Source organism: Clostridium sp. LIBA-8841 (assembly GCF_057782475.1).
Genome location: NZ_CM173488.1, coordinates 3001517 through 3023958 on the forward strand (window position 1 = coordinate 3001517; position 22442 = coordinate 3023958).

Here is a 22442-nt window from a genome sequence, read left to right on the forward strand (position 1 = left end):
TTACTTAACTATATTTACTATTTCATTTATATCTAAGCTGACTTCGAATTGTTCTCCATCGCTCATTCTCTTAATTTTAACTTTGTTTTCTTCTATTTCAGAATCACCTATAACAAAAGTAAATTTAGCTCCGATTTTATTAGCATATTTCATTTGAGCTTTAACACTCTTTCCTAAGTGATCTATTTCAGCCTTAACACCAGCTTTTCTAAGATTAAATGCTAACTTCATAGCTTCTAACTTAGCATTATCTCCCATTGATCCAATATAAACCTCACATCTAACAGGTTCAGGAATCTCTATTCCTTCCTCATCTAGAATTAAAAGAAGTCTTTCAAGTCCTAATCCAAATCCCATTGCTGGAGTTTTAGGGCCATCTATTTCTTCTACTAGGTAGTCATATCTTCCTCCACCACAAACTGTTAATCCATCTTTTATAACTTCAAAAACAGTTTTACTGTAATAATCTAATCCTCTTACTATTTGTGGATCTATATTATATTCTATTCCCATAACATCTAAGTAAGCTTTTAACTTAGTGAAGTGATCACTACATTCTTCACAGATGTAATCTAATATTGAAGGTGCTTCCTTAACTATTTCCTTACATCTTTTTTCTTTACAATCTATGATTCTCATAGGATTCTTTTCAAATCTTGTTTTACAAGTTTCACAAAGATTTTCATAGTTCTCTTTTAAGTATTGTTTTAAAGCCTCATTGAATTTAGCTCTACATGTTGGACATCCTAAACTATTTATATTTAAGCTTAATCCTTTTATTCCAAAATCCTCTGTTAATGCTCTCATAACTAAAGATAATATTTCTGCATCAATAGAAGCTTCTTGTGAACCAAAAACTTCTATTCCATATTGATGGAATTCTCTTAATCTTCCTTTTTGCATTTTTTCATATCTAAAGCATGGAGTAAAATAGAACATTTTTGTTGGTTGAGCATCAGCATATAAGCTATTTTCAACGAATGCTCTAACTGATGGAGCTGTTCCTTCTGGTTTAAGAGTTATACTTCTTCCACCTTTATCTTCAAAAGTATACATTTCCTTTTGAACAACATCAGTAGTTTCACCTACTCCTCTTTTAAAAAGTTCAGTTGCTTCAAACATAGGAGTTCTAATCTCTCTAATGCCATATTCTGCTGATATCTTTCTTAATTTGTCTTCTATATAATGCCATTTATAAGCGTCATTAGGTAACATATCTTTCGTACCCTTTTGAGCTTGTATCGCCATAAACTACTCCTCCTACACAATATTTAATTTTTATTTATATAAAGTATCAAGTAATTCTATCTTACCTTCAACCATTTCATCTATTCTTTTAACATATTCTTTTACATCTTTAACATTTGCAAATCTTTCTATACGATTTTTATTTTCATCTAAAAATACCACCTTAGAAACTGCATCTGCTCCTAATGCTATTATAGTTTGCTTATCTTCAATCATTTGAATGTTATAAATACATTCTTTATTAGCTTTTGAATATCCTACATTCTCCATATTACCAACCATATTCTTTTGTCTATACATATAATATGGGTGCATATTTAATTCTCTTCCTAAGACTTTACTCATTTCATACATCTTATTAAGATTTTTTTGATCTGCAATTGTTATAGTATTATGTAAAACTAAACTTTCATGAAGTCTTGAAGCTCTTTTAATAGACATTCCATGAATAGTTAAACTATCTGGATTAAGCTCCTTTATCATTGAACATGTGTTAGAAACTTCTGAAATATCCTCATTTGGAAGCCCTATTATAATGTCCATATTTATGTTATCAAAGTCTAGGCTTCTTGCCAAATTGAATTTATCCACTACATCCTCTGTTAAATGGCCTCTACCTATAGATTTCAAGGTTTTATCATTCATACTTTGAGGATTTATAGATATTCTAGATACTTCATATCTCTTCATTGTTTTTAACTTTTCTTCTGTTATTGAATCAGGTCTTCCACATTCAACAGTAAATTCTTTTATTTCTTTATCTTTAACAAAACTATCATATATATGTTTCATTAAGATTTCAAATTGTTCATTATTTACTGAGGTTGGAGTACCTCCTCCAAAATAAACAGTTTCTATGCTTAATCCTCTTTCTGTTACATACTTACTTATGGCTGAAATTTCTTTGCTTAAAGCTTCTAAATAAGGTTCTACATCTTTTTTACACCCAGCAATAGGATTAGCTGCAAAAGAACAATAAAGGCATCTAGTAGGACAGAAAGGCATACCTACATATATACTTATATTTTTTTCATCTTTGTTTACAAAGCTTTCTTCTCTCTCTGCAACCTCTATACAAAGCTTAGCTTTCTCTTCACTTGCCATGTAATTATCTTCAAAATATTTTATTATCTCTTCATCTGACTTTCCTTCTCTTATAAGAGATAGAGCAATCTTACTTGGTCTTATTCCAACTAAAGTTCCCCAAGGATATTCATCCTTAAGAGTGTCAGCTAAGAATTTAAATATTCCTTTTTTAAGTTCAGTTTTAAATCCGTATCCCTCTTTAAACTCATAAGGAAAACTATTCTCTTTATCTGATAACTTCACCATATTTTCAGATATAAAGACATCATAGTCTCTCTCTTCATCTTCATTTACAAACTTTAACTCCCTAAAAGTATAGAATATATTAAACATTTGATAAACATCATATCTATACTTTAAGTCGTTAAGATATATTTTAATATACATAAAAATCTCCTGCTAAAAATGGGTTTCTTTGTCTTTCGTGCTTTATTGTTGAGCTTGGTCCATGACCTGGATATACAGCAATTTCATCTCCTAATGGTACAATTTTATCCTTTATACTCTTAAGAAGAGTTGCATGGTTACCCCCTTCAAAATCACTTCTTCCAACAGACTCTCTAAATAAAGTATCTCCTGTGAATAAGCAATTATCTATTAAGAAACACATTCCACCTGGAGTATGCCCTGGAGTTTCTATACATTTTATTTCATAGTTATCTGATAACTTAAGAATATCTCCATCTTTTAAATATCCATTTGCCTTTGGAAGATTTCCAAAAACGTCAACATTTCTTGCTACCATTTCTTCATCTTTTTTATCTATATAAAAAGGTATTTTAAACTTTTCTGAAAGTTTTTTAACAGCTCCAACATGATCAAAATGTCCATGAGTTAATAAAATCATTTTTGGCTTTGCACCTAAAGATTCTATTACACGCTCTATTCTTGATGCCTCTTCACCTGGATCCACAATTACACAATCCTTCGTTTCTTCATCTATAACAACATAACAATTAGCTTGATACATTCCTACTGGAATTGTTTTTATTAACATATCAATCCCTCCTAAAAAATTAAGCTTAATTTAATATATATTTTACTGAAATTTAGCCGTATTTATAGGAGTTTAACCTAATAAGCTAAACTCCCACAAAACAAATAAATGTTTAACTATTCTAAAATCCTATATCTATTATAATGCTTTATTGCTAAAATAGTAATATTTGTTTAGAAATTCTTTTTACTATCTATCATTAAAGTTACAGGCCCATCATTTTCTATACTAACTATCATATGAGCTCCAAAAACTCCTGTTTCAACCTTTATTCCCTCTTCTCTGCACATGCTTACAAACTCATCAAATAGTTTCTTAGCATCATCACCTCCAAGAGCATTCATAAAGTTTGGTCTTCTTCCTTTTTTACAATCTCCGTAAAGAGTAAATTGTGATATAAGAAGTAGTTCTCCTTCCACATCTTTTAAAGATAAATTCATCTTATCATCTTCATCTTCAAAGACTCTTAGATTTAAAACCTTATCTTTTATATACTTTAAGTCTTCTAAGGTATCATCTTTCCCTATTCCAACTAATACATTAAAGCCTTTGTTTATGCTTCCAACTATTTCATCATCCACTTTAACAGAGGACTTATTTACTCTTTGAACTACAACTCTCATTATTACAGCCCCTTTTTTTATTTATTTACTCTATAAACATCTAATATTCCTTGTAATCTTCTTATTTTTTTCATTAAGTCTTTTAATTGTTCTATATTATCAATTTTGACTTGAATGTTTATATTAGCTACTCCATTTTTACCTGATTTAGCATTTAAAGAAAGTAGGCTAAGGTTAGAATCAGTTATAACTAACATAACATCAGATAATAAACACATTCTATCTTCTGCTTTAACTTCAAGTTCAGCCACATATGCAGCTCCCTTTTCAGTTCCCCAACTAACATCTACAACCTTTTCTCCTTGTTTTTCAACTATAGCCTTAAAGTTTGAACAGTCTTTTCTATGTACAGAAACGCCTCTTCCTTTAGTTATATATCCTGCTATATCATCACCTGGCACTGGATTACAACATCTAGCAAATCTAACCATTATATTGTTTAATCCCTTAACAGTAACTCCATAACTTTGTTTTTTCTTAGTTTGTCTTTCTGTCTTAGCTATTTGATCTTCAATATTCTTATTTAATTCTTCTTCACTAACTTGTTTTACAATATTTTCTTTAAGTTTTGATATTACTGTAGATGAAAGAAGTTCTCCCTCTCCAACAGCAACATATATTTCCTCAATGTTATTTAAATGATATCTTTTTAATAATTTTTCATATAACGACCCCTTGCAAAGGTCAGAAAATACTAAGGATTGCTTCTTACATTCTTTTTCAAGCATTTCCTTTCCTCTTTCTAAATTCTCATCTCTTCTTGCTTTTCTAAGCCATTGTTTTATTTTACTTCTAGCTTGATTACTATTAGCGATATTTAACCAATCTATGTTTGGACCTCTAGATGATGAAGAAGTTAGTATTTCAACTATTTCACCTGTTTTAAGTTTATAGTCTAATGTTACTATTTTTCCATTAACCTTAGCACCAACACACTTATTACCTACATCTGTATGTATCTTATATGCAAAATCAATAGGAGTTGCTCCAGCTGGTAAATTTATAACTACTCCTTTAGGAGTAAATACAAATATCTCATCTGAAAATAAGTCAAGCTTAAATCCTTCCATAAACTCCGTTGCATCAACAGCCTCTTTTTGCCACTCAAGTATATCTCTCAGCCATGTTAACTTATTTTCAAAAGTCATATCCTTTGAATCAGTTCCACTAACTCCACTTTTATACTTCCAGTGAGCAGCAATTCCGTACTCAGCTGTTCTATGCATATCGAAGGTTCTTATTTGTATTTCAAAAGTTTTTCCTTCACTTCCTATTACCGTTGTATGTAGGGATTGATACATATTCGGCTTAGGCATAGCTATGTAATCTTTAAATCTACCTGGTATTGGCTTATATATGGTGTGTACTATACCTAATACTGCATAACAGTCTTTTACAGTATTAACTAGTATTCTTATAGCCGTTAAATCAAAGATTTGCTCTATACTTTTATGTTTATTTACCATCTTTCTATATATGCTGTAGAAATGTTTTGGTCTTCCTTCTATATCACTATCTATATTAGCCTTATCTAAATTTTCGTTTAATTCTTCAATTATACGTGAAATAAACTTTTCTCTCTCTACCCTTTTTTCTGCTATTTTATTTACTAAATCATAATACTCTGTTGGATTTATATATCTTAAGCATAAATCCTCTAGCTCCCATTTTATTTTAGACATACCAAGTCTATGAGCTAAAGGAGCATAAATATCTAAAGTTTCTTGAGCTGTCTTCTTTTGTTTTTCTGGCTTCTTATGTTTAAGCGTTCTCATGTTATGAAGTCTATCAGCTAATTTTATTATTATAACTCTTATGTCTTTAGCCATTGCTAAAAGCATTTTTCTTATATTATCAGCTTGTTGTTCTTCTTTACTCTTGTATTTTATTTTACCTAATTTTGTTACTCCATCTACTAAGTTTGCAACTTCACTTCCAAAAATTTTACTTATATCTTCATAAGTATATTTCGTATCCTCTATAACATCGTGAAGAAGTCCTGCAACTATAGTATTTGTATCCATCCCCATGTCAGCTAATATCATAGCTACACTAACGGGATGAATTATGTATGGTTCTCCTGATGCTCTTTTTTGGTCTTTATGTGCTTCAAAAGCTAAATCATATGCTTTTTTAACTAAATCTATATCAACATTGTTCCCATTAGCTTTTATTTTAGAAATTAGTTCTTCTAACATACTGGATTATTCTCCCCTACTTAAAATTTCTTTTAATATATTATATTATTATATAACAAAAAAATAAAATAAACCAACAATAAAATTAATGGCTGGTCAATAAACCAGCCATTTAAAATCCTATTATAATATTTTACAAAATTCAAGAATCTTAAACATCATACTTAACTAATGATGTTACATCGTATCCTTCTAACTTATCTTTTCCTTTTAAGTCTGTTAACTCAATAGTAAATGCTAATCCAGCAACTTCTCCACCAGCTTGCTCTACTAATTTAGCAACAGCCGCTATTGTACCACCAGTAGCTAAAAGATCATCAACTATAGCAACTCTCATACCTGGTTTTATAGCATCTTCATGTATTTCTAAAGCATCTTTTCCATACTCTAAATCATATTCTACTCTAACTGTATTACCTGGAAGTTTACCTGGTTTTCTTACAGGTATAAATCCAACCCCTAAAGCATATGCTACAGGAACTCCAAATATAAATCCTCTTGCTTCTGGCCCAACTACAACATCTATATTTTTATCTTTAAAAAATGCTGCCATTTGATCAACAGATTCTTTTAAACCTTCTCCATCAGCTATTAAAGTAGTTATGTCTTTGAAACTTATTCCTTTTTTAGGAAAATCTTCTATAACTCTTATTTTATCCTTTAAACTCATTACTTTGCCTCCAAAATTAATAAATATATAAATTTTAATTACTACCTAATTTTTTCATTATAAATATACTTAGTTATCTGTTCCGCTCTATCTTTATCGTTTGTAGTTAATAATTCCACTATTATCCTAGCATTATCCTTTTTGCTAATAGCACCCTCTCTTGGAGTTATTTCATTAACTATTTTCTTTATACTATCTATATTTATATCACTTATATTAAAGAAACTCTTAATAGCATTCAATCCGATACTATTGGTATATCTTAAATATTGAATGCCTTCTTTTAATATTATTCCATTTTCCCCTTTATTCTCAACGTTTTTAGAAACGCTACCTATAAGTATTAAATCTAAATACTTATTTATTCTTTTCATATTATAGTATATCGCAATAGCTTGCATTAACTTAAAAGTTAACCCCGAGTTAGTCAAATCTTTGTATCTATATGAACAATTTTCTTCGCTTGGGTTTATATATGTTGAATCATATATGCATTTTGTGCGTTTATTTTCCATTATGATTAAATCTATATTAAATACTTTACAAAGATTTTCAACACCTTTATCTTCAAGGCCACAGCCTACGGTTATTAAAAGTTCTGCACCTAAAAAAGCGATATCCTCTTTTAATGTATATTCATCTATATCATAGTTTTTCTCTTCACAATCTGAACTTACACAATATTCAACATCAGCATTTAAATACTTAAGTATAAGCATTAAAGATGATATTGCACATATGGAATCCAAATCACATCCACCATATATAACTATCTTTTCTCTGTTGTTAATTGCAGATGCTAGTCTTTCTATTGCTTTATTCATATTTTTAATGTTAAAAGGGCTATACCCAGATATGTAATTAGTGCAATATATGTTTTTCCAAGCCTTCTGCATAATTTAACTCCTCCATAAAATTAAGAAAACAAGTATATTATAATTTAAAATTGTCTTTTTGACAAATACTTTTCAAATAAATACGTATTCATTAGATATTTTTATTATTTTTTAGCGTTTTTCTTTAAAATCTAGAAGATTTTAAAGTTAAAATAAAAAAATTGCTAAAAGTTTTATAACTTCTAGCAATTTTAAATTCTTACTTATTTCTTGCTTTTTTCTTTTTTTGTCTGTTAGTTATCATACACCATATTGGACTTGCTATAAATATTGAAGAACAAGCTCCTGATGCTATACCAACTATTAAAGGAAAAGCAAAATCTCTAACTGTTGGAACAAATATATAAACACAAACTATAGTAATTAAAGTTGTAAGTGTTGTATTTATAGATCTTGACATTGTTTGAGTTATACTCATGTCTGCAATTTCTTCTGTTGATTTTCCTCTAAGTTTATTTCTATTTTCTCTTATTCTATCAAATATAACTATTGTATCATTTATGGAGTAACCTACTATTGTAAGTATAGCTGCTATAAATGGAGTATTTATTGTTATTCCAAATATAGCGTAAACACTTATAGTTATTAATACGTCATGTAAAAGAGCTATTATTGCTGCAATACCAAAAGAGAATTCAAATCTTATAATTACATATATAAGCATACCTATAATTGCTATTATAAGAGCTATTATAGCGTTTGTTGTTAAATCTTTTCCTACTGAAGCACCTATCTCATTTTGAGATACTAAAGCTTCTTCTTTTAAGTCATACTTTTCTTGAAGAGCTTTGAATATTTCATCAACTTGAGTACTATCTAACTCTTTTGCTTTTATTTGAAGTTCAGTACCATTAACCTGATTTGTAACAGCATCCTTTGAATATTCTTCTACTATCTTGTCAACATCAGTTTTATTAAAATCTGTTCCCATGTTTATTACAACTTGAGTACCACCTCTAAAGTCGATTCCAAAGTTCATTCCTTTAGTAAACATAAATCCAAAACCTATAGCAATTACAAGAATCGATATAGTAAACCATATTTTTTTCTTCTCTACAATTTTAAGCATTATGTTTACCTCCTTTTATACGACCAAACATTGAAGGCTTATTTAATATTCCCATGTTGTATCCTAAGTTCATAAAGAATCTTGTGATTACTACGGCAGTAAGCATACTGATCATTATACCTATTAATAATGTTAATGCGAATCCTTTAACTGGACCTGATCCAAAGAAATATAATACTAAACCAGCAATAAGAGTTGTTATGTTAGAGTCAATAATTGATCTTAATGCATTGCTAAAACCAATTTTCATTGCTGATGTAATACTTCTACCATTTCTAAGTTCTTCTTTAATCCTTTCAAATATAAGCACATTGGCGTCTACGGCCATACCTACTGTTAAAAGGAATGCTGCTATACCTGGTAGTGTAAGAGTTACCCCTACTGATACAAATGTGTAAAGAACTGCTAATATATATACACTTAATGACATACATGCAATAAGTCCTGGAACTCTGTAGTATAATAGCATGAATATGAATATTATAGCTACACCTATAGCTCCTGCTTTCATAGCATTAGGAAGAGCATTCGCACCTAATTGTGCTCCTACAGTTTCAACTGAAACAGCCTTAACTGGCACTGGTAATGCACCTGCATTTATTATTCCAGATATTTTTTCTGCTTCCTCCATTGATCTATTTCCTGATATAATAGCTTCACCGTTAGTTATTATGTCATTTACCACTGGATCTGTTAGTGTTTCATTATCCATTTTGATTGCTATCTTTTGACCTTTATATTTTTCTGTTGCCTCAGCAAACTTTTTCTTTCCCTCTTCGTTAAGCTCTAATTTAATATCAGGCTTAGCTGTTTGAGGATCTATATATACACTTGATTTTTTAACATCTTTTCCTGTTAAAATTACATCATCTTCAGGACCTACAAATGTTAATTCTCCTGTTTTTTGAAGAGACTCAACTATAGCTTTAGAATCGTATTGTCCTGGAATATCAATTCTTATTCTGTTATTTCCCTCTGTTGTTACTACAGTTTCTGAAACTCCAACCTTATTAACCCTTAAAGATAGAAGTTCCTTTGTTGTGTTTAATTGATCTACTGATACGTCCTCACTTTGAATTTCCATAAGAACAGAAACTCCACCCTGTAGATCCAACCCTTTAGTTATAACCTCATTAAACGTTTTAAATTGATAATTCCCCAAAGTAAATCCTTTGAACCCTGCTAGAGCTAAAAAACTTATTACTGCTATGGAGATAAAGAATAATATGAAGCTACCTACTTTTGATTTCATGGTTATCCCCCTCTGTAAAAATTTCTCTGATAAACTAAATTATATTAAGTTGTTGCCATATAGTCAATATATGGCAACAATTGTTAATACTATATTATTATTCAGTTTCCATAGTCTTTGATTTTAGTGCAATAGCGCATTCTATTCTCTTTTTCTGCATCTCGCATCCAACTTCATATGGAACGTGAATATCGCCATTAAAGTTAAAGTTGTTAGCTTGGCATCCACCACTACAGTAGAATCTAGCCCAACATTCTTTACATTTTGGCTTGTTGTATATATGAGCTTGTTTAAATTCTGTTGAAAGGTCTTTTCTTATTTCTCCATCATAGATGTTTCCTAATAAGAAATCAGTATTTCCAACAAATTGGTGACATGGATATATTTCTCCATCTGGAGTTACAGCAATATACTCATGACCTGCTCCACAACCTGCTATTCTCTTATAAACACAAGGACCACCATTTAAATCAATGTTAAAGTGATAGAATTTGAATATGTTATCTCCCTCTTCTAATCTTCTCACCATTTCATCATATAGCTTATCGTATTCTCCAAAGATAGTTGGTAAATCTTCTCTTCTTAAAGATAGTTCATGTTCATCTGGTAATACAACTGGTTCTATTGAAATCTCAGTAAATCCTTCATTAGCAAGAGCCATTACATCTTGGAAGAAGTCTGTATTATTTCTTGTAAATGTACCTCTCGCATAATATTGTTTACTTGGATCTCTCTTTTCAACCATTTTCTTGATGTTTGGAAGTATTCTATCATAGCTTCCTGAACCATCAACTCTTATCCTAACAGCATCGTTAACTTCTTTTCTTCCATCTATTGAAAGAATTATGTTTCCAATGTTTTTATCTATATAATCAATTCTTTCATCATTTAAAAGAGTTGCGTTAGTAGTCATTGTAAATCTTACATTCTTACCTTCTTCTTGTCCTCTTTTCTTTCCATAATCAATTATTTCTTTTATAGTATCAAATACCATTAGTGGTTCCCCACCAAATAAATCAACTTCTATATTTTTTATTCCACCTGAATTTGCTAATACAAAATCAATAGCTTTTTTACCAACTTCAGCGCTCATTGGTTTTCTGCATCCTTTGTATTCTCCCTCGTCAGCAAAACAGTACTTACATCTTAAGTTACAATCATGTACAACATTTAAGCATAATGCTTTTATGTATGAAGGTGCCTTATCGCTTTCTTTAGCAACCTCCTCATATAAATCACCTGAGTATAAAGCGTCTTCTTCTACTAATTGAAGTAAATCCTCATAAGCCTCTTCTATCTCTTCAACTGGATATTTATCTTTTAACTTTTCAACTAAACATTCCTTACTGCTTAATTTATTATCATTATCTATCATATTGTAAATAAGATCATCAACAATATGAACACTTCCTGAGTTTACGTCTACTACGTAATACTCTCCACCTTGCATAAATTTATGAATTAATGCCACAATATTTCCTCCTAACTAAGAACTATGGCAGCAACTTTAAAAGTTACTGCCACTTAAAAAATTTTATAATTAATTTTCACAAGCTAAGTTTGCTACTGTAGCTGATGTTTTACAAGCTGATTGGCATGAGTTAGCACACTCTCTGCAATCTGCTGGTTTACATAAGCTCTTTTTTAAGCTTGACTTGTTTACTGTTTTTATACGCTTCATTTACTCTTCCTCCAATCAAAACTATCTTTAATATTATACCATGTGAAGGTTTAATTTTAAAGTTCTTTTTAGAAAGCTTTATTTGATTTACCATCCTTATTCTTTCACATTATAAAATAAAATTCAATACCTAAAACCAAAAAAATAGCTATTTCAATGCATTTTATGCATTAAAACAACTATTTTTTAATAATTATTAGTCAACCTTTGAACTTATACCTTGTTTTGAAAGCTCGATTTTAGTTCTATCTTGAGTTGTTTCTATTACAACGCTATCGTCTTTTATTTTTAATATTTTTCCTATGATTCCACCTCTAGTTATAATTTTATCATTAACTTTTAGCTCATCTAGCATAGCATCATATTTTTTCTTTCTTTTCTTTTCAGGTAAGATAAGTAAGAAATAAAATACACCAAACATTAAAATAAAAGGTAATACCATTGCTGCTATTTGTTGAAAGCCCATCTTTGCCACTCCCTTCTTTTATGTAATATTTATATTATTAAGCTCTTCCGTTCCACTCTTCTAACTTTTTAGCTTTGAATTCTGCAAAGTATCCGCCATCAATAGCATCTCTTATATCTTCCATAAGCTTATTGTAGAAATATAGGTTGTGAAGAACACATAATCTCATAGCTAACATTTCTTTTGCTTTGAATAAATGTCTTATATATGCTCTTGTGTAATTTTTACATGCTGGACATTGACATCCTTCATCTATTGGTCTAGCATCTAACTCAAACTTAGCATTCATTAAGTTTATTTTACCTTCTTTAGTAAACACGTGACCATGTCTTCCATTTCTAGCAGGTAATACACAGTCAAAGAAGTCAACTCCTCTTTCTACTGCTTCTAATATATTTGATGGAAGACCAACTCCCATTAAATATATTGGCTTATCTTCTGGTAAGTGAGGAACTACAGCATCTATTATTCTGTACATTTCTTCATGAGTTTCCCCAACAGCTAAACCACCTATAGCATATCCATCTAAGTCCATTTTTCTTATAGTCTTAGCGTGTTCTATTCTTATATCTTCATAAACTCCACCTTGGTTAATTCCAAAAAGCATTTGCTCTTTATTAACAGTGTCATCTAATGAGTTTAATCTATCCATTTCATTTTTACATCTTTCAAGCCATCTTGTTGTTCTTGCAACTGACTTTTCAACATATTCTCTAGTTGATGGATTTGGAATACATTCATCAAAAGCCATAGCTATTGTTGACCCTAAGTTACTTTGTATTTGCATACTTTCTTCTGGTCCCATGAATATTTTTCTTCCATCTATGTGTGAGTTAAAATAAACTCCTTCTTCTTTTATCTTTCTCATACTAGCAAGTGAGAAAACTTGGAATCCACCTGAATCTGTTAATATTGGTCTATCCCAATTCATAAATTTATGTAATCCACCCATTTGCTTTACAACCTTATCTCCTGGTCTTAAATGTAAATGGTATGTATTAGAAAGTTCTACTTGACATCCTATTTCTTTTAAATCCATTGAAGAAACTGCACCTTTTATAGCTGCTAAAGTTCCTACATTCATAAAAACAGGAGTTTGAACTGTACCATGAGGGGTTACAAACTCACCTCTTCTAGCTTTTCCGTCTTTTTTTAAAAGAGTGTATCTTTTTTTAGTCATGAAAAAAGTCCTTCCTTTTCCTTTTATTTTATAAACATTGAATCTCCAAATGAGAAGAATCTGTATTTTTCTTTTACTGCTGTGTTATAAGCATTCATTATGTTCTCTTGACCAGCTAAAGTAGAAACAAGCATTATTAAAGTTGATTCTGGTAAGTGGAAGTTTGTAATTAAATTATCAACTATTTTGAATTTATATCCTGGATATATGAATATATCTGTCCATCCACTTTGTTCTCTAACTCTTCCATTTTCATCTCCAATAGTCTCTAAAGTTCTTGTTGATGTTGTTCCTACTGCTATTACTCTATTTCCTAATTCCTTAGTTTTATTGATAATGTCAGCATTTTCTTTATCTAAATGATAATATTCTGAGTGCATAACATGATTATTAATATCATCAACCTTTACTGGTCTAAAAGTTCCAAGACCAACATGTAAAGTTAGATATGCAATGTTAACACCTTTAGCTTTTATTTCTTCTAATAATTCTTCAGTAAAGTGTAATCCTGCTGTCGGTGCAGCTGCTGATCCCTTTTCCTTAGAATAAACTGTTTGATATCTTTCTTTATCTTCTAGCTTTTCATGTATGTATGGTGGAAGTGGCATTTGACCTAATTCATCTAACACTTGTTCAAATATACCATCATACATGAACTCTATTATTCTATTTCCTTCTTCTCCAATCTCTCTTACTATTGCTTTTAGCTTTCCTTCACCAAAAGTGAAAACTGTTCCTACTTTAGCTTTTCTACCTGGTTTAGCTAAACATTCCCATTTATCACCTTCAATTCTTTTTAAAAGAAGAAATTCTATTTTACCACCAGTCTCTTCTTTTTCTCCTATAAGCCTAGCAGGTAACACTCTCGTGTTATTTAAAACTAAAGTATCTCCTTCTTTTAAATACTCTAATATATCATGGAATTTTTTATGTTCAATTTCTCCAGTTTCCTTATCTAAAACCATTAACCTTGAAGCATCTCTCTTCTCAAGAGGACACTGTGCTATAAGTTCTTCTGGTAAATCAAAATAAAAATCACTTACTTTCATTAATTACACCTTCTCTATTTTATTTTTCAAATAACGTACATTGTTTAGAATCTATTTTAGATTCATTAAATTTAACTCTTCCTAAATGTTTATATGCTTTATCTGTGGCCATTCTTCCTCTCGGTGTTCTAACTATAAACCCTTTTTGAAGTAAATATGGCTCATAAACATCTTCTATGGTATCTAACTCTTCTCCAACAAAGTATGCTAAGGTTTCTATTCCTACAGGACCTCCATTGAAGTTATCTATTATGGCTTCTAGAATTCTATTATCAATTCTATCAAAGCCTTCCCCATCAACCTCTAAAAGCTCTAAGGATTTTTTTGCAGCATCTTCTGTAATTTCATTATCATATAAAACTTCTGCAAAATCTCTTACTCTTTTTAAAAGTCTATTAGCAATTCTCGGAGTTCCCCTTGATCTTTTAGCAATTTCAAAGGCTCCCTCTTTAGTTATATCACAACCTAAAATCTCTGCGCTTCTAACTATTATCTCCTTTAATTGCTCATTAGTGTAATATTCCATGGAACACAAAACCCCAAATCTATCTCTTAAAGGTGAACTTAACATTCCAATTCTAGTAGTCGCACCTATTAAAGTAAATTTAGGCAAATCTAATCTTATGGATTTACTAGCAGCACCCTTACCAATAATTATATCAAGTACATAGTCTTCCATTGCAGGATATAGTATTTCCTCTACACTCCTATTTAATCTATGTATCTCATCAATAAATAAAACATCATTGGTATTTAAGGTTGTTAATATAGCAGCCAAATCCCCAGCTCTTTCAATTGCAGGGCCTGATGTTATCTTAAGATTCCCACCCATTTCATTAGCTATAATATTAGCCAATGTAGTCTTTCCAAGTCCTGGTGGTCCATATAAAATTACATGATCTAAAGCCTCTTCTCTTCTTTGAGCAGCTTTTATGAATATATTTAATCTCTCCTTGACCTTGTCTTGCCCTATATATTCATTAATTCTTTCCGGTCTCAAACTATATTCATTAGCCGAATCTATTCCTATCTCATTAGAGGTAACTAACCTTTCACTCATTTAATTACACCTCCTAACGCATTAAAAGCTTTAAAGACTCCTTTATCATATTTTCTAAAGATAATGTCTTATCGATTTTTTCTAAAGCTTTTTGAGCTTCTTTTTCTGTATATCCTAATGCAACTAAAGCACTTAATGTCTCATTTATATTGAAACTATAGTCAGTATTATCATCAATACCTTCTATTAATTGTCCCTCTTCTGAAACAAGTTCATCTGGTTTTAATTTATCCTTAAGCTCTAAAATAATTCTTTGAGCTGTTTTCTTTCCTATACCAGGTGCTCTTGTTATATGCTTTTCATCACCCATCATTATTGCATACTTCAAATTATTTACAGTACTTATTGATAAAAGTGATAAAGCTGCCTTAGCCCCTACTCCATTTATGGACAATAAAAGCTTAAACATTTCTAACTCTTCTTTTGTTGTAAAGCCATATAATCCTATAAAATCTTCTCTAACTATTTGCTCCAGATAAAGTAATACCTCTTCTGAAACCTTAGGCATATTAGAAATTGTATTTCCAGAAGTGAAAATTTTATATCCTATATTATTTAACTCTATTACAACATAATCCTTATTTATTCCTTGAAATTGACCTCTTATATATTCGTACATAATAATGCTCCTATGTATAATAAGTTCTTTAAATCTATATAATACTTTAACATGAAGAGGGAATATTATCAATGAATTCAACAAAATTTACTATTCATTAAAGACCCCTTAACCACTCTATTTTTCAAGGTTACAGTTTTATTTAATAAATAAAAAAAGCCATATCTAAATAAGATACAGCCATTAATCTACAGAATTATTATCTTCCTATATTATAGGATATATTAATTTTTAAAATACTTAAACTAACTTTACTATTAAGTGATAATATGTTTATAAATAAAGAAACTAAATTATCACTTTTATTAATTTCTTAGCTTATATAATTTGTTACTTCTTCTTCACATTCTTCTCTTGTATCATATTTCTTTTCAAAGTTACTTATCTTCTCTCTATCTACTTCTGGTAAATCATCTATTTTCTTCGTACTAACATCTTCTGGATTTTCGATAAAAGGTCTTCCATCTTCTCCAGCCTTAAATATTGCTATGTATCCTTCTTTTTCGCCAATATAATATTTTCCAGCGTCTAAAATTCCCATGTCATTTAAAAATATTGCTTCTTCTGAGTTAGATGAAACTAATTTATAACCATCTTTTTCTACAGCTGAAATAAGCTCATCTAGATTTTGCTCTTTAATTTCTTCATTCTTAATCATCTCTCCAATAGTAGTTTTATAATCAACTACGACATGATCATCTAAGGTTCTTCTTGTAAAGATTACGTCCATATCCGCCGCTAAAACTTCACCATCTTTTTTTTCTGTAATCTTCATATTAGTTTGTTGAACTTTTTTATTATTATAGAAATAAGCTATCATATAACTGCTTGAAAATATAAATATACCCAAAAGAATAAATATTAAAGTTTTCATTTTGTTGTTATTTTTTATATTACTGAAATTCATACCATCACCTCATTGGTGATTATTGACATTATTCCTATTTTTATACATATTATTTTTCTTTTATATAAATCTTCTATAATACATATATTATCTTCAAATATAAAAAGGGAGTGATTATATTTCACTCCCCTAAAATCACTTGCTATTAAGCAGCATTATTCTTTTTCTTTTTTAATACAACTAATCCACCAACTGTTAAGACTGTTCCCATAGTAGCCACAACACCTGTTCCAAATGGCATACCTGTGTTAGGTAAGTTGTCACCATTACCAGGATTCTCTGGGTTTTCTGGTTGTTCTGGATTTTCCGGATCAACAGTTGTGTCTTCACCTTTAGCTAATAAAGTAGATAAATCAGTTATAGGATTTATTCCATTTTCTTTCCAATGGTTTGTCATTTCATCTCTTATAACTAAGTTTGTATCTACAACATTCTTAGCAGCTGAGAAGTCATATGAATCTCCACCAACAGCCATGAAATCATTAGTAACAACTGTATAATACTTATCTTCTTCTATTTTAGTTCCATCTGCTAATCTAACAGAAGTTATCTTTTCTCCTCTTTCAGCATCAGGAGTGTACCAAACTTTAACTCCAGCATGTTGTCCCCATCCGAAGTTTTCTGGCTCTATTCCATGTTCTAAAACTTTTATTATATCTGAACCCTTCATTTCCATTGTAACTAAAGTATTATCAAATGGAAGTATTGTGTACATATCTCCAACTGTAACTGTTCCAGCCATTAAAGGTGCTCTAACTCCACCACCATTAGTTATTGCTATATCAGCATCAACTATTTGTCTCATAGCCTCTGCCACAGTTGCTCCCATAGGACTAACTCCAGTGTCTCTATCATGAGGTAAATCAACTGGTAAATCAGCAACCTTTTCTTTCATTATAGGACCTAACTCAGCATTGTATTTAGCTAATATATCTTCCATAGTCTTATCAACTGGAAGAGTATCTTTTCTCTTAGAAATATCATCAAGTTTAGTTGTAACAACTAATTCATCATTATAATCAAATTTTAAATTAACATAACCTAAGTTTCTACCATTTTTATAAGCTTGTATAATAGGTACACCATTAACTGTACCCTCAACCTTTTGATGGCTATGAGCTGATATTATAGCATCAACCCCTGGAACCTTAGCTATATCAACAACCTCACCAGTTATTTCTCCAGTTTCTCTATTTTGTTCACTTCCTAAATGGCTTAAAACAACAACAGCATCTACATTTTCTACATTTTCTAGGTAATCAACCCAAATTTCTGTAGCTTCTACTGGATCCTTAAACTCTAAATGAGCAACATTGTCTGGTTTAGTCTTATATGCAGTTTCAGGAGTAGCAAGTCCTATAAATCCAACTTTCTTTCCTTCTCTTTCAATAACACCATAAGGTTTAGACCACTCAACTGGCTCTCCAGTTTCTTTTTCATATATATTTGATGCTAAGAAATCAAATTCTCCAACCTTAGCCCAATCAGGTATATATTCATATCCCCAGTCAAACTCATGATTACCTACTGCTGAGAAATCTAATCCTATTTCTCTAAGCATTGCAGTAACTGGCTCTCCTTTAAGAAGGTTTGACATAGCACTTCCCTGATAAATATCTCCACCTGTAACAACTATAGTATTCGGATTTTCACCTTTTACTCTCTTTATTTCTCCAACTAATTTAGCAGCTCCAACCTCACTCTTAGATTCCTCTAAAGTACCATGGAAATCATTAAAAGTAACTATTGGTATTTCAACTTCCTTAGTTCCTAAAGCTTCTAATACATCATTCCAAGTTACAGATTTAACGTTTGGAGTTCTTCCATCTTCTGATACAGGTATTTTTATTTTACCTTCATTTATAAGCTTAACAGCTAAATCTCTTTGCTCTGAATCCCAATCGTTCCCTGTAATCTTCCAGTTATTATCAACGTTTTTAGTAACTTTTCCACCTTTTACATTTTGGATGTAATCAACTATTAAGTCTCTCATATCTGATATAGGATCATTGTTTGTATCATATATCTTTTCATGTTGACCTTCATCCATAATTCCAGCAGCTAAACCTGAGTTATATCTATAATCATTTACTGTTAAGTAAAGTACATCTGAATCTTCAACCACCTTACCATCTTTCTCGAATCTTAAATTTTCAATTCTTTGACCTGGCTCTTTAGATATGTTTATTTCATAAGTTATTCCATCAAACATATCATATTTATACATTCTAATATCTTCATTGAAAGATACTGTTAAATCGCCTTCTTTATAAGTATTATAATATTCAGCATTTTCTTCCATATATTTTTTAAGTTGTTTTCCAGTTGTCTTTATAGTATATAATTTATTATCATATCTATAAATCTTTGAAATATCTGCTTTGCTTATATTTCCTTCATAAAGATTTGATGAAGCACTAAATAAAGCTGCTCCTGAAACATGATAAACATTATCTGGATTTATATCTTTTGATTCTAAGTGCTTTCTACTATTATATAATTGTACTTCATTTATGAAATCAGTTATACCTTGATCTTCAACTAAAGATTGTGGTATATCTTTTATTTCATTTTTATCAGCAAGGTTTCCATCAACCATTTGACCAACCGGTGCTGTTGCATCAGCTATAGCTGTATTATGGAAATTAGCAAGTAAATCATTTAATTTTTGATCTTCTGCTACCCCTTTTGTACTTAATAATTTAGATTTTTTATCTACAACTTCTACATCTTCTCCATTTTTTCTAACAGTTAATTCTACTTGAGAAACATATTGTCCATTACTTGAAGGTTGAGTTACAATAGCATTTCCGATTTCTTTTCCTTGTTCAGTTGAATGGCTATGCCCTGCTAGTATTGCAGAAACCTCTGGATTTTGCTCAGCTATTGCTCTAGCACTATCTCCATCACCATACTCACTCTCTATTCCAACGTGTGAAACTACAGCGTACACATCTGCTCCACCTTCTGGTCTAGACTCTATTTCATCTATTACGAAACCAACTTCATCTGCTGGATTTTTAGCTTCATATCCTTTTAAGTTTTCAGAATCCCATTTCATTATGTGAGGACTTACAACACCGATTAGAGCAACTTCAACTCCATCTAGTTCTTTAGTTGTGTACCCTTTGTAAACTCTCTCTCCATCTTTATAAAGATTTGCACATAATACATCTAAATTATCATTAGCTTGACTTACCACATTATTTAGATTGTCCATTCCATAGTTAAATTCATGATTTCCTAAAGAGAAAACATCATATCCTATAGCATTCATTCCAGTAATCATAGGATTAGGACCATCTTTAAATAAGTGATTAAAGTTTCCTTGTATAGTGTCTCCATTATCAACAACTATTGTGTTAGGATTTTCTTTTCTAGCATTATTAACCAAAGTAGATATTTGATTTAATCCACCATCAGCTTTTTGATTACTAGCATACTCATAATTCATAAATTTACCATGAAGATCTGATGTACCTAAAATTTGAATAGTTACATCACCTTCATTTACATTAGTGTTCACCACTTCATTCTTCTCTAAGTTTTCTGGTGCTAAATTTTCAGTAGCTTTTACAGTAGTTAACGGTGATGCAATACCAAAAATCATGGACGTGGCCACTGCTAATGCTGTAAATTTCTTTTCCCTTACTTTTTTAAGCATATTTTTCCCCCTAATTTAGTTTACTATTGTTATAAAAGTAAATTTTATACAATATGTATTGTACATTATTTTACGAATATTTTTCAATCTTTTATTGTTAAATATCCGTTAACTTTATTTAACTTTTTTACCATAATATTAATCGTTAAATAAATCATATGCTTAAATACTTTTAATATTTTTGTTTAAATCCTTTAAATATAAAAAAAGCAGTAAAGTTTTTTTGCTTTACTGCCTTTTATATAACCCTTTATTCTTTTTTAAATCTAGTATTTTAACTTCTATTTTCTTATAAGAATTAATATAAATACTGATTTCTTAAAAACTCTATTTTTTCCTTATTTAGTCCATACTCTTTTAAAAAATATGTTTCATAACTACCATAGGTTTCCTTTATTCTATTTAAACTTAATTCTATAAATTTCTTTTTCACACCTAAAATATTTTCTATTAATTCCTTTATATTTTCATTGGATATATGTTTTTCATACGCTTGAAGTATTCTATGATTTTCTCCTTTTCTATATTCATTGCTTAGCATATAATCTTCTATTACCTTTTTCTCTGACACACCTAAAAGTAATAATATTAAGGCTGACCCTAATCCAGTTCTATCCTTTCCTGATGTACAATGCTGTAAGATAGCTAAATTTTTAGGATTTTCTATTGTTTTAATAAGTTCTTTAAAAGCTAAATTATTTAAAGGCATCTCAATATATCCATCCATCAATATTTTTTCAGGTGGTTCTTGATTACTATTTTTTGATAATATACCTTTTAAATAAGATTCCATATTTAAGTTTTGATTATCTAAATTTCTCATAGCAGATATATTTATATTTTTTGTACCTTCAACATTTCTGTCTGGACTTAGTTTAACTTCTTCCAATGATCTATAATCAAAAATATACTTTATGCCTAAAGTATTGAAATATTCTAAATCCTCTCCTTTTAATTTATTTAACGCTTCTGAACGATAGAACAATCCCCATTTAACCTTTCTTCCATCATTAGTTTCATATCCACCTAAATCTCTAAAATTACAAAACTTTTTAAATGGCAAAAGTCTTTCTGCTAAAATCAACTCTTCATCTTCACATTTTATGAAATAAAAAGTTCTATTTTTAGGATCTGGATCCTTAAATTCAAGCTCATTTTCTTTTTCTATATGTTTAATAAATTTTAATTCTCCATCTATCTTCTCTGAATAATATAAAGTACCAGTAACTTCTTTATTTAATGTTATCTTTAATAAATCCTTAGAGATTCTTATTAAATTTCCATTCAAACTTTTCATAAAATATCATCTCCTCATATAACCATATTTCTTTTTTTAATTATACTACTTATTTTTTTCAATTGTTAACTTTCTATAATACTCTATTTTTTCTTTGTTTTTATAAATACGAAAGTTTTTTTTACAAAGAGTTAATATTTTTCCATATTATGTATGTTAAAATATTGTTATATTATTTAACTATTAATGTATTTATATATACAAAATTCTATTAAGGTTTTACTTTATATAATTAAAAGATACTTTTTAATATAGTAATAAGTAAATTAGATTTAGAGCAAAAAATCCAATTAAGTTTAATTTTATTTATACTTAAGGAGGGCATATGGAATTATTATTTATATTAACTTTTTTAATAATGCTTATAACAGCTTTTTCAACCTCATTAAAAGAGACTAAGAAAAACTAAGAAAAATAAATACATTAAAGCTTAATATTTATTTTATCTATTGATAATAAGTAAAAGCAGTGATATTTATA

The 22442-nt window shown here is 29.8% G+C and carries 19 protein-coding genes; all 19 read right to left on the bottom strand.

The annotated features are described in order from the left end of the window. The 19 genes from hisS to AC2A4K_RS13240 all read right to left on the bottom strand — a co-directional run bounded on the left by hisS (window position 1) and on the right by AC2A4K_RS13240 (window position 21962). Window positions 1-1248 (bottom strand): histidine--tRNA ligase, encoded by a 1248-nt coding sequence (gene hisS, locus AC2A4K_RS13150; RefSeq protein ID WP_322502943.1) that lies wholly within the window; start codon window positions 1246-1248, stop codon window positions 1-3. A gap of 30 nt (window positions 1249-1278) precedes the next feature. Further along, window positions 1279-2721 (bottom strand): coproporphyrinogen III oxidase, encoded by a 1443-nt coding sequence (locus AC2A4K_RS13155; protein WP_322502944.1) that lies wholly within the window; start codon window positions 2719-2721, stop codon window positions 1279-1281. Beyond that, window positions 2711-3331, bottom strand: coding sequence for an MBL fold metallo-hydrolase (locus AC2A4K_RS13160; RefSeq protein ID WP_322502945.1), 621 nt, complete (start codon window positions 3329-3331; stop codon window positions 2711-2713). The genes AC2A4K_RS13155 and AC2A4K_RS13160 overlap by 11 nt, the downstream gene beginning before the upstream one ends. A gap of 173 nt (window positions 3332-3504) precedes the next feature. Continuing rightward, a complete protein-coding gene (gene dtd, locus AC2A4K_RS13165) occupies window positions 3505-3954 on the bottom strand; it encodes a D-aminoacyl-tRNA deacylase (RefSeq protein ID WP_322502946.1) in 450 nt (149 codons plus the stop codon). A gap of 17 nt (window positions 3955-3971) precedes the next feature. Then, window positions 3972-6152 (bottom strand): RelA/SpoT family protein, encoded by a 2181-nt coding sequence (locus tag AC2A4K_RS13170; RefSeq protein WP_322502947.1) that lies wholly within the window; start codon window positions 6150-6152, stop codon window positions 3972-3974. A 151-nt stretch (window positions 6153-6303) separates the two neighbouring features. Continuing rightward, entirely contained in the window at window positions 6304-6822 is a 519-nt protein-coding gene (locus tag AC2A4K_RS13175) for an adenine phosphoribosyltransferase (RefSeq protein ID WP_322502948.1), read from the bottom strand. A gap of 41 nt (window positions 6823-6863) precedes the next feature. Then, window positions 6864-7718, bottom strand: a complete 855-nt coding sequence (locus AC2A4K_RS13180) for a DHH family phosphoesterase (protein WP_322502949.1) — start codon at window positions 7716-7718, stop codon at window positions 6864-6866. 199 nt (window positions 7719-7917) lie between these two features. After that, entirely contained in the window at window positions 7918-8787 is an 870-nt protein-coding gene (gene secF / locus AC2A4K_RS13185; protein ID WP_322502950.1) for a protein translocase subunit SecF, read from the bottom strand. After that, window positions 8780-10039 carry a protein translocase subunit SecD gene (gene secD / locus AC2A4K_RS13190; protein WP_322502951.1) on the bottom strand — a complete coding sequence of 420 codons (1260 nt, stop codon included), beginning with the start codon at window positions 10037-10039 and terminating at the stop codon, window positions 8780-8782. Before secD ends, secF begins: the two co-directional genes overlap by 8 nt. 97 nt (window positions 10040-10136) lie before the next feature. Beyond that, window positions 10137-11510, bottom strand: a complete 1374-nt coding sequence (gene scfB, locus AC2A4K_RS13195; RefSeq protein WP_322502952.1) for a thioether cross-link-forming SCIFF peptide maturase — start codon at window positions 11508-11510, stop codon at window positions 10137-10139. A 69-nt stretch (window positions 11511-11579) separates the two neighbouring features. Then, window positions 11580-11720 (bottom strand): six-cysteine ranthipeptide SCIFF, encoded by a 141-nt coding sequence (scfA, locus tag AC2A4K_RS13200; protein ID WP_003451489.1) that lies wholly within the window; start codon window positions 11718-11720, stop codon window positions 11580-11582. 196 nt (window positions 11721-11916) lie between these two features. Further along, window positions 11917-12186 carry a preprotein translocase subunit YajC gene (gene yajC / locus AC2A4K_RS13205; protein ID WP_322502953.1) on the bottom strand — a complete coding sequence of 90 codons (270 nt, stop codon included), beginning with the start codon at window positions 12184-12186 and terminating at the stop codon, window positions 11917-11919. A 37-nt stretch (window positions 12187-12223) separates the two neighbouring features. Next, window positions 12224-13366 carry a tRNA guanosine(34) transglycosylase Tgt gene (gene tgt, locus AC2A4K_RS13210; protein WP_322502954.1) on the bottom strand — a complete coding sequence of 381 codons (1143 nt, stop codon included), beginning with the start codon at window positions 13364-13366 and terminating at the stop codon, window positions 12224-12226. A gap of 23 nt (window positions 13367-13389) precedes the next feature. Beyond that, window positions 13390-14415 (bottom strand): tRNA preQ1(34) S-adenosylmethionine ribosyltransferase-isomerase QueA, encoded by a 1026-nt coding sequence (queA, locus tag AC2A4K_RS13215; protein ID WP_322502955.1) that lies wholly within the window; start codon window positions 14413-14415, stop codon window positions 13390-13392. 19 nt (window positions 14416-14434) lie between these two features. Continuing rightward, window positions 14435-15475: a Holliday junction branch migration DNA helicase RuvB gene (gene ruvB, locus AC2A4K_RS13220; protein WP_322502956.1), complete on the bottom strand. Its 1041-nt coding sequence runs from the start codon at window positions 15473-15475 to the stop codon at window positions 14435-14437. Window positions 15476-15488: 13 nt separating this feature from the next. Beyond that, window positions 15489-16094, bottom strand: coding sequence for a Holliday junction branch migration protein RuvA (gene ruvA, locus AC2A4K_RS13225; protein ID WP_322502957.1), 606 nt, complete (start codon window positions 16092-16094; stop codon window positions 15489-15491). A gap of 313 nt (window positions 16095-16407) precedes the next feature. Then, window positions 16408-17001: a hypothetical protein gene (locus tag AC2A4K_RS13230; protein ID WP_322502958.1), complete on the bottom strand. Its 594-nt coding sequence runs from the start codon at window positions 16999-17001 to the stop codon at window positions 16408-16410. Window positions 17002-17146: 145 nt separating this feature from the next. After that, entirely contained in the window at window positions 17147-20665 is a 3519-nt protein-coding gene (locus AC2A4K_RS13235) for a multifunctional 2',3'-cyclic-nucleotide 2'-phosphodiesterase/3'-nucleotidase/5'-nucleotidase (RefSeq protein WP_322502959.1), read from the bottom strand. Window positions 20666-20963: 298 nt separating this feature from the next. Further along, window positions 20964-21962 carry a tyrosine-protein phosphatase gene (locus AC2A4K_RS13240; RefSeq protein WP_322502960.1) on the bottom strand — a complete coding sequence of 333 codons (999 nt, stop codon included), beginning with the start codon at window positions 21960-21962 and terminating at the stop codon, window positions 20964-20966. Window positions 21963-22442 lie beyond the last annotated feature (480 nt).